Source organism: Amycolatopsis sp. NPDC004772 (assembly GCF_053601215.1).
In genome coordinates, this window is the sequence record NZ_JBSGBK010000151.1 from 1 (window position 1) to 11,727 (window position 11,727).

Consider the following 11,727-nt stretch of genomic DNA (forward strand, 5'->3'; position numbering starts at 1 on the left):
CACGCGGACGGTGGTGCCGGGTCAAGGCACGCTTTCCCGCCTTGACGCGGTACCACCGTCCGTAGTGACAATCGAGCTTCGGGGTGGTGGGCACCAGCCACCCGCCGGTCCGCCGATCAGGCGGAGATCCCACAGAGGACGCTCGCTCACACGGGGTCGTAGGCGGCGGGCACCAAGCCACTCGCCGGCCGCGCCGATCAGGCGGAGATCCCGCAGAGAGCGCTCGCCCGGGGTCGCAGCGCGGCGGGCACCAAGCCACTCGGCCAAGGCGACCCACCACCACCCGCGGGGGCGCCCCCCGGGTCCAGCGTATCGGCGCCGACCGACAACAACGGCGAAAGAACGCCCATCACCGCCGCTTTGTCCACATTGCCGTCACCCCGTGGACAACCCGGCCGCACATTCACACATCTGAACAACCCACCTGTCGAACGTGTCGAACGACGCCGCTCGGAGCCGCGCAACCGCCATAGGTAGGAAACTTAACCATCGGATGTTGAACCAATTAGCATCCACAACTACTCGCATTGTTGCGAAACTTTCCAAGATCTACCGCAGATACATCGGAGGTGTTACCGTCCAACCCCAGCCAGCGGAAAGGCGTGCCGCTCAGCGGGAAATGGAGGGCGTCGTGGGACCGGAGCGCGGGCTCGAACAAAGCGGAACTCTCGAACGCGGGCTTGCCGTGCTGGAGCACGTCGGGCGGCACCAGGAGATTTCCACCAATGCGATCGCGCGGCAACTGGGGCTTTCCCGCAGCGCCGCCTACCGGATCGTCGGCACCCTCAAGAACCTCGAGTACCTCGAGGCCGACCAGGTCACCGGGCGGGTGCGGCTCGGCACGCGGCTCGTCGAACTCGGGGCCCGGGCGATGGCCGCCACCGATCTGCACCGGTGCGCTCCGCGGTACCTCGCCTCGCTCGCCGAACGGTCCGGCGAAACCACCTACCTCGCCGTTCCCGACAACGACACCATGGTCTACGTCGCCACCGAACGCAGTGCCAGTGCCGTCACGCTCGCCTGCCGGCTCGGCACTCGGCGGCCGCAGCACGCGACGTCGCTCGGGAAGGCGTGGCTCGCCGCGCTGCCCGAGGCCGATCGGCTCGAACGGGTGCGGCGGATGAAGCTCGACTCGCTCACCCTCAAGACCATCATCGACCCGCACCGGCTGCTCGACGAGCTCGCGAAGACCAGCCGCCGCGGGTGGGCGATCGACGAGGTCGAGAACGAGCCCGACGTCGGGTGCGTCGCCGCCGCCGTGCGGGATCACTCGGGGCGGCCGATCGCCGCCATCAGCATCGCCGGGCCCGCTCCGCGCGTGCTGCGGCGGCTCGACGAACTCGGGGCCTCGGTGGCCGGGACGGCCGCCGCCCTGTCGCTGCGGCTCGGGTACGTCCGGAGCCGGCCGGCCTGACCACCCGCGAAACCGGCAAAGGAGCCGACCGTGACCTGGATCCAGGACTACCAGCCGGCGGGCGGGCTGTGGCTTTCCGCGCTGCTCGCCGCGCTCCCGATCATCGTGCTGCTGGTTTCACTCGGGGTGATCCGGTTCTCCGCGCACCTCTCCGCGGCGCTGGCGCTGGTGACGGCGCTCGGCGTCGCCCTCCTGCTCTACCGGATGCCGGCCGCGCTGGCGTTCGACTCCGCCGCGATGGGCATCGTGTTCGGCGTGTGGTCGGTGGCCTGGATCGCCTTCCACGCCGTGTACTTCCACAACGTCACCGTCGCCACCGGCCGGTTCGACGCGATCAAGCGGGTGCTCGCCGGGTTCAGCGAGGACCGGCGGCTGCAGGCGCTGCTCATCGCGTTCAGCTTCGGCGCGCTGCTCGAAGGGGTCGCCGGCGGTGGGTCGCCGATCGCGATCACCGCGGCGATGATGGCCGCGCTCGGGTTCCCGCCGGTGAAAGCCGTCGTGCTGGCGTTGCTGGCGAACACCGCGCCGGTCGCGTTCGGTGGCCTGGGCAACCCGCTGATCGTGCTCGGCCGGCTGACCGCGCCGATCCTGCACCTCAAGCAGGACCAGGCGACCGAGCTCTTCTCGGCGGCGGTCGGCCGCCAGGTCCCGCTCCTGGCGCTGATCATCCCGGCGTTCCTGGTCGTCGTCTTGGCCGGCTGGAAGCGCATGCTCGAGGTGTGGCCGGCCGTGCTGACCGCCGGGCTCGCCTTCGCGGCCATGCAGTTCGTCGCGTCCAACTACATCAGCGCCAGCCTGGTCGACGTCCTCGCCGCGCTCACCGCGATGGCCGCGCTGTGGATCCTGACCCGCTTCTGGCAGCCGGCGACGGTGTGGCGTTTCGACGGCGAGGAAGCCACCCCGGCCAAGAGCCTCGGCGCCGCCCAGGCCGAGCGCGGCGCGCTGTACGCGTGGATGCCCTACATCATCTTGATCCTGGCGATCTTCCTGTCGCGGATCGGGACGATCTTCAAGAACCTCCCCACCTGGCTCGACCTGACGAAGCTGCTGCACCAGGCCGACTGGGTCTTCGCCTGGCCGGGGCTGCACAACCACGTCGTCCAGCACCCGCCGATCACCGCGAAGAACGCGCCGTACGCGGCGACGCTGACCGTCGACTTCCTCTTCTCGCCCGGCACGGTCGCGCTGATCGCGGCGGTGATCGCCGGGTTCGCGATGGGCGGGCGGGCGAAACTGCTGCTGACGACGTACGCCAAGACGCTGCACCAGATGCGCTGGGCACTGGCGACGATCTTCATGATCCTGGCCATCGCGTTCGTGATGAACTACTCGGGCGCGACGCAGACGCTGGGCCTGGCCCTGGCGACGACCGGCGTGGTCTTCCCGCTGTTCTCGGCCTACATCGGCTGGCTGGGCGTGTTCCTGACCGGCTCGGACGCGTCGACGAACAGCCTGTTCGGCCCGATGCAGGTGATCTCGGCGCAGCAGCTGAACCTGAACCCGATCCTGGCCGGCGCGACGAACACCTCGGGCGGCGTGATGGGCAAGATGATCTCGCCGCAGAACCTGTCGATCGGCGCGACGGCGATCGGGCAGAGCGGCAAGGAGGGCTCGCTGCTGCGGCAGACGTTCCTGTGGTCGCTGCTGCTCACCGCGGTGGTCGGCGTGATTTCGCTCCTCCAGGCGACGATCCTGACGGCCCTGATCCCGTCGCCCTAGGCTGGGCGGCATGACGTCTGAAGCGCTGGCCTCGTTCGGCTACGAGCTCGGGCTCCTCAAACGCGTCCGCCGGTCGGGCTGGTGGCACGCGGGGGTCCGCGACCCGGAATCGGTCGGCGAGCACAGCCTGCGCGCCGCCCAGCTCGCGGCGCTGCTCGCGGCGGAGGAAGGCGCGTCCCCGGAGCGGGCGGCCTTCCTCGCGCTGTGGCACGACACGCAGGAGACGCGCACGGGCGACCTCCCGCTGACGGCCGGCGACTACCTGCGCAAGCCGGAGCCGCGGCAGATCACCGCCGACCAGACGGCCTCGCTCCCCGAGCGGTCCCGGGACCTGGTTCGCGAGGCCGTCGACGAGTACGAGACGCGGGAGTCCGCGGAAGCGTTGTGCGCCAAGGACGCGGACAAGCTGGAGATGCTCCTGCAGGCCCTGGAGTACCGGGACATCGGCGTCCGGCCGGTCGACGAGTGGATCGAGTCGGCGCGGAAGGGCCTCAAGACGGAGACCGCGCGGAAGGTCGCCGAGGCGGCGATGACGCTGTCCCCGCTCGCCTGGCGCGGCCGCTAACCCCGGGGCGGCATGACCATCGGGCGTCCGGTGCCGAGGCCGCCGTCCACCAGCACGGACGTCCCGGTGAGGTAGGAGAAGTCGGGCGACGCCAAGGCCACGACAGCGGCGGCGATTTCCTTCGGCTCCGCCATCCTCGGCAGGCCGTGGACGTTCAGCGGGCCCCACGCCCGCTTGAACTGCGCCCACTGGTCGTCGGGGATGCCCGGCGGGCGGACGAACGCGGTGTCGGTGGTCCCCGGGTCGATCGACAGCACCCGGATCCCCCGGGCACCGTAGTCGAGCGCGGCGGCCTTCACGATGCCCTGGATCGCCCGCTTGCTGGCGGTGTACGCCGCGTGCCCGGGCCGGGTGTGCTCGGCTTGCGACGACGCGGTGCAGATGATGACGCCGCCGTTTTCGAGCAGGTGCGGGACCTCGTGCTTGATCGCGAGGAAGACCCCGCGCGCGTTGGTCCGCTGGACGTCCTCCCATTCGTCGACGCCGATTTCGTGCAGCGGCTTCGCGAGGGTGATGCCCGCGTTGTTGAACGCGACGTCCAGCCGGCCCCAGCGGCGCACCACCGCGTCCACAAAGGACTCGACCTGGGCCGGCTCGCGGACGTCGGCCCGGACGTAGCACCCGCGGCCGCGCAGCTCGCGCTCCACCTCACGGCCGAGTTCGGCGCGCCGGCCACAGAACCCCACCCGGGCGCCCTGGGCCGCGAACGCGAGCGCGGCCTCCCGCCCGATGCCCGAGGTGGCGCCGGTGATCAGCACGACCTTGCCGTCGAACCGGCCCTGCACCGGAGCCGAAGCCGAAGCGCTCGACGCCCCGGCGAGCACGGCCGCCGCACTCGCGGCACCGCCACCCAGGACGGCCCGCCTGGTCACAGTTTTCCCCACAGTCCCCTCCATACGGATAGTTTAACTATCTGAAATGGAGAGTATTGCTATCCGCCTGAGAGACGCCTCAGCCGGCGACCGCCGTCGCGCGGTCCAGCAGCAGCGCGCGCTCGCGGGAGTTCTCCGTCATCTCCGCGGCCCGCCGGAACTCCTGCTCGGCTTCCGCGCGGCGGCCGAGCTTCTCCAGCAGGTCGCCGCGGACGCTGGGCAGCAGGTGGTAGTCCTTCAGCGCGGGATCGCCGGCAACCGCGTCGACCACTTCCAGGCCCGCCTCCGGCCCGTACGCCATCGCCACCGCCACCCCGCGGTTCAGCTCGATCACCGGGGACGGCTGGAGCTTCCCGAGGCCTTCGTAGAGCGCCGCGATGCGGGCCCAGTCCGTTTCCCCGGCCGTCCGCGCCCGGGCGTGGCAGGCCGCGATCGCCGCCTGGGCCGAGTACGGGCCGTACGCGCCTTCGGCGATGTGCTCGGACAACGTCAGCGCCGCGAGGCCGTGCTGGATCAGGAACCGGTCCCAGCGGGCGCGGTCCTGGTCCAGCAGCAGCACCGGTTCGCCGTTCGGGCCGGTGCGGGCCTTCGCGCGCGACGCCTGCAGCTCCATCAGCGCCACCAGGCCGTGGACCTCCGACTCGCCCGGCATCAGCCCGGCGAGCACGCGGCCGAGCCGCATCGCCTCCTCGCAGAGCGCCGGCCGCATCCAGTCGTCGCCGCGCGTGGCCGAGTAGCCCTCGTTGAACACCAGGTAGATGACCTCGAGCACGGACGACAGCCGGGCGACGCGCTCGTCGCCCTCCGGCACCTCGAACGGCACCTTCGCCGCCGCGAGCGCCTTCTTCGCCCGGACGATCCGCTGGGCGATCGTCGATTCGCGGACCAGGAAGGCGCGCGCGATCTCGTCGGTGGTCAGGCCGCCGAGCATGCGCAGCGTCAGCGCCACCCGCGCCTGCGTGTTCAACACCGGGTGGCAGGCGACGAACAGCAGGCGGAGGACGTCGTCCTCGATGTGGTCGTCGAGCGCCGCGTCGAAGTCGGGCAGGACGCCGTCGCCGAGCCGCTGGTCGCGCCCGACCTCCTCGAGTTTCTCCGCGTACCGCTCGTTGCGGCGGAACTGGTCGACCGCGCGGCGCTTGGCGATCGTCATCAGCCACGCGCCGGGGTTGCGGGGTACGCCGGCGTCCGGCCACTGCTCCAGCGCCGCGACCAGCGCGTCCTGCGCCAGTTCTTCGGCGAGACCGACGTCGCCGCGAGCCATCCGGGCCAGGCCCGCGATGAGGCGCGGCGACTCGATCCGCCAGACCGTTTCGACCGTTCTCCGGGCGTCCGCAACCGTCACCCGGCCATCAGACAGGGTGATCTTCCGCGGTGCAACCCACTACTCGTCGATCGGCCGGATCTCCAGCACGCCCTCGCCCGGGCCGAGGTTCGGGACCTGCTTCATCAGCTCGACGATCTCTTCGAGGGACTCGCCCTTGAGCACCCAGAACCCCGCGATCAGCTCCTTGGTCTCGGCGAACGGGCCGTCGATGACCTTCGGCTCCGCGTCGCCCTGGAACAGCACGCGCGAGCCGTCGGCGCTGGACGTGAGCCCCTCGGCGAGCTCGATCCGGCCCTCGGCGAACAGCCGCTCGTTGAACTTCGTCATCTCGGTCAGCTCTTCGGCGCTGGGCTGGAACCCGGGCGCCTCCGACTCGGGACTGGCCTTGACGATCACCAGGAACCGCATGGTCACGCCGGCCCGGCGGACTGGGCCCGCATCCGGCCCTCCATTTCGGCCACTTCCGGCGTCATGTTCTCGAAGTCCGACGCCTCGGCGACCCGCCGGATCTCGACCTCGCCGGCCTGGCCCTCGGGGTTGGGCATCCGCTTGATCCACTCGATGCACTCTTCGCGGTCCCGGCACTGCAGGATCCAGAAGCCGCCGACGAGCTCCTTGGTCTCGGCGAACGGGCCGTCGACGACCTTGGGCTCCTCGCTGCCGGAGAAGATGACGCGCGCACCCTGCGAGCTCGGGGTGAGCCCTTCGCCGGCGAGCAGGACACCGGCCTTGACCAGCTCTTCGTTGAACTTGCCCATCTCCTCGAGCAGCTCGGCGCTGGGGCCCTTGCCCGCCTCGGAGTCTTCGTTGGTCTTGACGATCACCATGAACCGCACCGCGGTCTCCCTTCGTTCGCTTCTGCCTACGCGTCGAACGGCCGGGCGCCGGATCGACAGCCGTCGCAAAAAACTTTTGGCGCGGGAAAACTAGCAGCTCAGGACCGATTCCGGGGGACAAACCGGACCGCGGATCACCGGCTGGCCGCACCGGCCGCCGCGCTCGTGCGCGGGGGCACCCGGCTAATCTGCCCGTCGTGGCGGTACTCCCCGATGATCTCTCCTCCGCGCTCGACGACGAGCTCGCCCGGCACCCCGTGGCCCGGCTGACCCAGTCCGTCGATCGCCTCAGCGCGCGCTACCGCCAGGGTGATGCGGCCACTTCGCCGATCCTCAGCTCCGAAGCCGACGTCGCCGCGTACGCCGGCTATCGCATGCCGGCCACCTACGCCGCCGTACACGCCGTCCTCGCCGAAGCCGCCCTACGCGCTCCCGGCTTCGAGCCGCGTACCCAGATCGACGTCGGCGGGGGCACCGGTGCCGCCGTGTGGGCGGCCACCGACGTGTGGCCTTCGCTGGCCGAGTGCACCGTGCTGGAACAGGTGGCCGGGGCCATCGGGCTCGGCAAGCGGCTCGCCTCCGGCAGCGGCCGGGGCGCGGTCCGGAACACCGAGTGGCGGCGCGGGTTCGTCGATCCGGCGTCGCCCGCCCCCGACGCCGACCTCGTCACGCTCTCCTACGTGCTCGGCGAACTGCCGGACGCCACGCGCACCGACGTCGTGCGGTGGCTGGCTGCCAAAGCCACCACGGTCGCGCTCATCGAGCCCGGCACGCCGGCCGGCTACGAACGGATCCGGACCGCCCGGGCCGAGCTGATCGAGCTCGGCCTGCACGTGGTCGCGCCGTGTCCGCACGACGGCGCGTGCCCGATCGCGCCCGGCCGGGACTGGTGCCACTTCGCCGCGCGGCTGCCGCGCTCGGGCCTGCACCGGCGGCTGAAGGCGGGCACGCTCGGGTTCGAGGACGAGAAGTTCTCCTACGTCGTCGCGTCGCGGCTCCGGCCCGAGCCGCCGGAAGCGCGGATCATCCGGCACCCGAAGAAGCACAAGGGCTGGGTGGCGCTGGACCTCTGCACGGCCGACGGGCTGCAGCCGGGGGTGGCGGTTTCGAAGAAGCAGGGCCCGCGCTACCGGGACGCCCGCGACGCCGAATGGGGCGACGGCTGGTCTTCCGCCTGACCCGGCCTACGGCATGTGGACCGTGCGGAGGAACTCCGGCAGCCGCCACGGTCGGCGGCCGCCGACGCGGACCTTGCCGGTGCCCACCGCGCGCAGCGGGGAAATCCGGCCGAACATCATCGGCACCAGGACGGCCGGGTCGAAGGTCAGGCGCGCGTCCGCCGTGCCGTCGGGTTCTTCCGCCCGCAGCTCGCCGTGCTGCAGCACCAGCATCACCGGCGCCGTGTGGTCGGACCGGAATTCCACCGCGACCCGGCGGGGCGACGGCTTGGCGTGGGCGAGCAGGCGTCCGAGGTCGTTGCGGACCATGCCGGTGAAGAACAGGTCCAGGAACATCCCCACGTGCGCCGCCTCGATCCGCCACTCCTGCCCGCTCGCGCGGGCGATGTCGTGGCCGTGGATCTCCAGCTCGTTGAGCAGGTGCGCGAACAGGCCGGGCAGCGGCACCCGGCTGCCGCCGAGCCAGTCGATCACCTTGTCCGGGCCGTACTCGCCGCCGGCGCGCAGCAGCTCGGCGACGTCCGCGCGCAACTGCTTGGCCAGCAGGCGCGGGTCACGCTCGGGGTAGGCCTCCTGCGCGACGTCGTTCATCGCCGAGACCGTCTCGATGGTGGCCTTCGCGATCTGCTCCTCCAGCTCCGGCAACGGCAGCGAGCGGCCGTCGCCGTGCACCAGGGCCGTGTAGACGTGCGCGATCCAGCCGACGTGCGCCGCCGTCTCGGCGACCGACCAGACCCCGATCGCCTTGGCGCCCGGGTCCGGCGCGTTCTCCACGATGTCCGCGAACCGCTCGCCGGTCTCCGCCAGCGCGGTCCGCACCGCCTGCCACTGTGCATTCGTCACAGACAAAACGGTAGGCGGCGGAGGCCACACCCGGTTCTTCGAAGGTGCGGTTATCTTCTGCGGGTGGCCCGGATCCTGCCCCGGTCGACCCGGTGGCGGGTCGCCCTCTTCGCCGCCCTCGCGTCGGCCGTCGTGCTCGGCTTCGGGGCGTACTGGTTCGTGAACGCGCTGCAGAGCAGCCTCGAACCCAACGCCAGTGCCCGGGCGAGCGACAAGGCCGACGCGTTGCTCGCGCTGCTGAACGCGGGCGTCGCCCCGGCCGACGTGCCGGAGCGGTACCCCAAGGGCGGCGGGTACATGATCAGCCTGCAGGCGGCCGACTGCTCGCTCGGCCGCCCGGAGAAGTTTTCCGGCAGCGAGCCGGTCCGGGTCTACGGGCCGGACTGCGTCATCGTCCAGCCGTTCGGCCTCGACGACCAGCTCTACCGCACGTCCCGGACGAAGGACCGCCACTACGCGGTCGTGTCCGCGGAGGAGCTCGACCCCGTCGGCCTCGAGACGGTGGCCACCGCGCGGCAGCTCCTCTGGGGCGGGGTGCCGGCCGCCTCGCTGTTCATCGGCGCCGTCGCCTGGTTCGCCGTGCGGCGGTCGCTGCGCGCGGTCGGGGCCATCCGCGCCGAGGTCGACGGCGTGCGCGCGACCGACCTCGGCCGCCGCGTCCCCGTGCCCGACTCCGGTGACGAGATCACCGAGCTCGCCGTCACGATGAACGAGATGCTCGCGCGGCTCGACCGGTCCGTGCAGCGGCAGAGCCAGTTCACCGCGGACGCCTCGCACGAGCTGCGCACGCCGCTGGCGTCGATGCGCACCCAGCTCGAGGTCCAGCTCGCCCACCCCGACCGGCTCGATTGGCGTCGCAGCTTCGAAAACGCCGTCCTGGACGTCTCGCGGATGGAAACCCTCACCGGGGACCTGCTGCTGCTCAGCAAGCTCGACACCGGCCGGCCGGCCGGGACCACCCGGATCGCGCTCGCCGACCTCGTCACCGGGCACCTGGCCGAGCGGCTCCCTCGCGACGGCGTCGAGGTGCGCCCGGACCTCCACGACGACCCGGTGGTGCAGGGGCACGCGGGACGGCTGGAGCGCGTCCTGCGCAACCTGGTCGACAACGCCGAGCGGCACGCGAAGAGCCGGGTGACGATCGCGCTCGCCGCGTCCGGCGGCCAGGCCGTGCTGACCGTGCGCGACGACGGGCCCGGCATCCCGGCCGAGGACCGCGAGCGCGTCTTCGACCGGTTCGTGCGGCTCGACGACGACCGCGCCCGCGAGGACGGCGGCTCCGGGCTGGGCCTGGCGATCGCCGCGGAGATCGCGCAGGCGCACGGCGGCATGTTGCGCGTCGCGGAGAGCACGTCCGGCGCCTGCCTGGAGCTTCGCTTGCCGCTGGCCTGAAGACTTCTTCAGCTTGCTTAAGCTCCGGTTCAGCGTGGCCGCACGAGCATCCCGCCATGCTGATCGATCTCGCGCCGTCCCCCGCGCGCACGCGCGAAACCCGCGCGATCCCCTCCGTCGTCGCCGCGGTCGCCTTCGCCGGGTATGCCGCCTGGTCGCTGCAGCGGCTGCGGACGTTCGACGCGAGCGGGTTCGACCTGGGGATCTTCGAACAGGCGGTGCGGTCCTACGCGCACGGGCACTGGCCGGTGTCGGACCTGCTCGGCGCGGACTGGCCGACCCTCGGCGACCACTTCCACCCGATCCTGGCGGTGCTGGCGCCGTTCTACCTGCTCTGGCCGTCGCCGGGGTGCCTGCTGGTCGCCCAGGCCCTGCTGTTCGCGCTGTCCGCGGTGCCGGTGACGCGGTGCGCGAGCCGGCTGCTCGGCGCCCGCCGGGGTGCGCTCTTGGGCGTCGGGTACGTGCTGTCGTGGGGTCTGCTGTCCGCCGTCAACTTCGACTTCCACGAGGTCTGCTTCGCCGTCCCGATGCTGGCCTTCACCGCCGAGCACCTGCTGCACGAACGGTGGCGGGCCGCGGTCTGGTGCGCGCTGCCGCTGGTGCTGGTCAAGGAGGACCTGCCGCTGACGCTCGCCGCGGTCGGCGTGGTGCTGGTGGTCAACCGGCAGCGGCGGCTCGGCTGGGCGGTGATCGTCTTCGGCGTCGTGACGTCCGCGCTGCTGTTCCTGGTCGTGCTGCCGGCGCTGAACCCGGCGGGCGCGTACGCGCACGGCAGCGGCTTCAACCCGTTCGGCGGGGCCATCGTCAAGGTTTCGATGCTGCTGGCCTTGCTCGCGCCGACGGCGTTCGCGGCGCTGCGGTCACCGCTGCTGCTCCTGGCGGTGCCGACGCTGCTGTGGCGGCTGGTCTCGGCGAACGACCGCTACTGGGGCCTGGGCTACCACTACAGCGCGGTGCTGATGCCGATCGTGTTCCTCGCCGGCGTGCACGGCGCCCGCCGGCTCGCCCGCTGGGTGCCGGTGTGCGCGGTGGTCGCCGGGCTGGCTTCGCTCGGCCTGCAGGCGGCGCACCTGACCGACGGCGTCTGGACGCCGGCGCAGCGGGCCGGGATCGAAGCCGTCCTGGCGCGGATCCCCGACGGCGCGACGGTGCTGGCGTCCAACCGCCTGGCCCCGCACCTGACGTCCCGCTGCACGGTGCTGTTCTTCGACGGCGTGACGGACGAGCGGCCGGAGTGGGTGGTCGTGGCTCAGCCGGAACAGTCCTGGCCGACGACACTCGCGACGAAGGCGGCGGCGCTGGGGGACCTGGAGACCACGGGGTACCTGCGCGTCGACGGGACGGACGCCGTCGTGCTGCTCCACCGTGAGTAGGGAACTCGCAGCGGTAACCGGCCAGTCGGGGGGCGTGCCGGCCGGTTACCGCCGCACCGAAGAAGAGGGAACCCTCCGCCAGGAATGACGCCCGGGTCCGCGCTTCACTCGATCGAGTGAAGCCAGGCCCTGTCCCCAAGCGCCCCAATGTGGCGTTGGTTGCGTCAGACAGATCGGAAGAGCGTCGGGTAGAGAAAGAGTGTTTATC

The 11,727-nt window shown here is 71.6% G+C and carries 11 protein-coding genes; 6 read left to right on the top strand and 5 right to left on the bottom strand.

Going from position 1 to position 11,727, the window contains the following annotated elements:
• The first annotated feature begins 631 nt into the window (after positions 1-631).
• From ACWEF6_RS41955 to ACWEF6_RS41965, 3 genes are read left to right on the top strand one after another with little or no spacing between them, the layout of a single operon-like run.
• On the top strand, positions 632-1,414 hold the full coding sequence (locus tag ACWEF6_RS41955; protein WP_086837775.1) for an IclR family transcriptional regulator: 783 nt from the start codon (positions 632-634) through the stop codon (positions 1,412-1,414).
• Between the two features lie 30 nt (positions 1,415-1,444).
• Entirely contained in the window at positions 1,445-3,133 is a 1,689-nt protein-coding gene (locus ACWEF6_RS41960) for an L-lactate permease (protein WP_449688046.1), read from the top strand.
• A gap of 10 nt (positions 3,134-3,143) precedes the next feature.
• Positions 3,144-3,698, top strand: a complete 555-nt coding sequence (locus ACWEF6_RS41965) for an HD domain-containing protein (protein WP_310968877.1) — start codon at positions 3,144-3,146, stop codon at positions 3,696-3,698.
• Here ACWEF6_RS41965 and ACWEF6_RS41970 read toward each other — a convergent pair.
• The 4 genes from ACWEF6_RS41970 to ACWEF6_RS41985 are packed head-to-tail and all read right to left on the bottom strand — an operon-like array spanning position 3,695 to position 6,733.
• Positions 3,695-4,594 (bottom strand): SDR family NAD(P)-dependent oxidoreductase, encoded by a 900-nt coding sequence (locus ACWEF6_RS41970; protein WP_449688047.1) that lies wholly within the window; start codon positions 4,592-4,594, stop codon positions 3,695-3,697. The two genes, ACWEF6_RS41965 and ACWEF6_RS41970, sit on opposite strands and share 4 nt — an antisense overlap.
• A gap of 55 nt (positions 4,595-4,649) precedes the next feature.
• Positions 4,650-5,915 (bottom strand): RNA polymerase sigma factor, encoded by a 1,266-nt coding sequence (locus tag ACWEF6_RS41975; protein WP_449688048.1) that lies wholly within the window; start codon positions 5,913-5,915, stop codon positions 4,650-4,652.
• Between the two features lie 39 nt (positions 5,916-5,954).
• Positions 5,955-6,305 carry a YciI family protein gene (locus tag ACWEF6_RS41980; protein ID WP_449688054.1) on the bottom strand — a complete coding sequence of 117 codons (351 nt, stop codon included), beginning with the start codon at positions 6,303-6,305 and terminating at the stop codon, positions 5,955-5,957.
• Positions 6,306-6,307: 2 nt separating this feature from the next.
• Positions 6,308-6,733: a YciI family protein gene (locus tag ACWEF6_RS41985; protein ID WP_449688049.1), complete on the bottom strand. Its 426-nt coding sequence runs from the start codon at positions 6,731-6,733 to the stop codon at positions 6,308-6,310.
• A gap of 197 nt (positions 6,734-6,930) precedes the next feature.
• Here ACWEF6_RS41985 and ACWEF6_RS41990 point away from each other — a divergent pair, with 197 nt between their 5' ends.
• A complete protein-coding gene (locus ACWEF6_RS41990) occupies positions 6,931-7,911 on the top strand; it encodes a small ribosomal subunit Rsm22 family protein (RefSeq protein WP_449688050.1) in 981 nt (326 codons plus the stop codon).
• 6 nt (positions 7,912-7,917) lie between these two features.
• Here the strand turns inward: ACWEF6_RS41990 and ACWEF6_RS41995 are convergent, their stop codons facing one another.
• Entirely contained in the window at positions 7,918-8,754 is an 837-nt protein-coding gene (locus ACWEF6_RS41995) for a maleylpyruvate isomerase N-terminal domain-containing protein (RefSeq protein ID WP_449688051.1), read from the bottom strand.
• 63 nt (positions 8,755-8,817) lie between these two features.
• Between ACWEF6_RS41995 and ACWEF6_RS42000 the strand changes: the two genes are divergently transcribed.
• Both ACWEF6_RS42000 and ACWEF6_RS42005 read left to right on the top strand, forming a co-directional pair.
• Positions 8,818-10,146: a sensor histidine kinase gene (locus tag ACWEF6_RS42000; protein ID WP_449688052.1), complete on the top strand. Its 1,329-nt coding sequence runs from the start codon at positions 8,818-8,820 to the stop codon at positions 10,144-10,146.
• A gap of 56 nt (positions 10,147-10,202) precedes the next feature.
• Positions 10,203-11,519, top strand: coding sequence for a DUF2079 domain-containing protein (locus tag ACWEF6_RS42005; protein ID WP_449688053.1), 1,317 nt, complete (start codon positions 10,203-10,205; stop codon positions 11,517-11,519).
• Positions 11,520-11,727: the final 208 nt, after the last annotated feature.

Coding starts and splice junctions, on each gene's coding strand:
- ACWEF6_RS41965 (WP_310968877.1), top strand. CDS start 3,144: ATGACGTCTGAAGCGCTGGCCTCGTTCGGCTACGAGCTCGGGCTCCTC.
- ACWEF6_RS41970 (WP_449688047.1), bottom strand. CDS start 4,594: ATGGAGGGGACTGTGGGGAAAACTGTGACCAGGCGGGCCGTCCTGGGT.
- ACWEF6_RS41980 (WP_449688054.1), bottom strand. CDS start 6,305: ATGCGGTTCCTGGTGATCGTCAAGGCCAGTCCCGAGTCGGAGGCGCCC.
- ACWEF6_RS42005 (WP_449688053.1), top strand. CDS start 10,203: ATGCTGATCGATCTCGCGCCGTCCCCCGCGCGCACGCGCGAAACCCGC.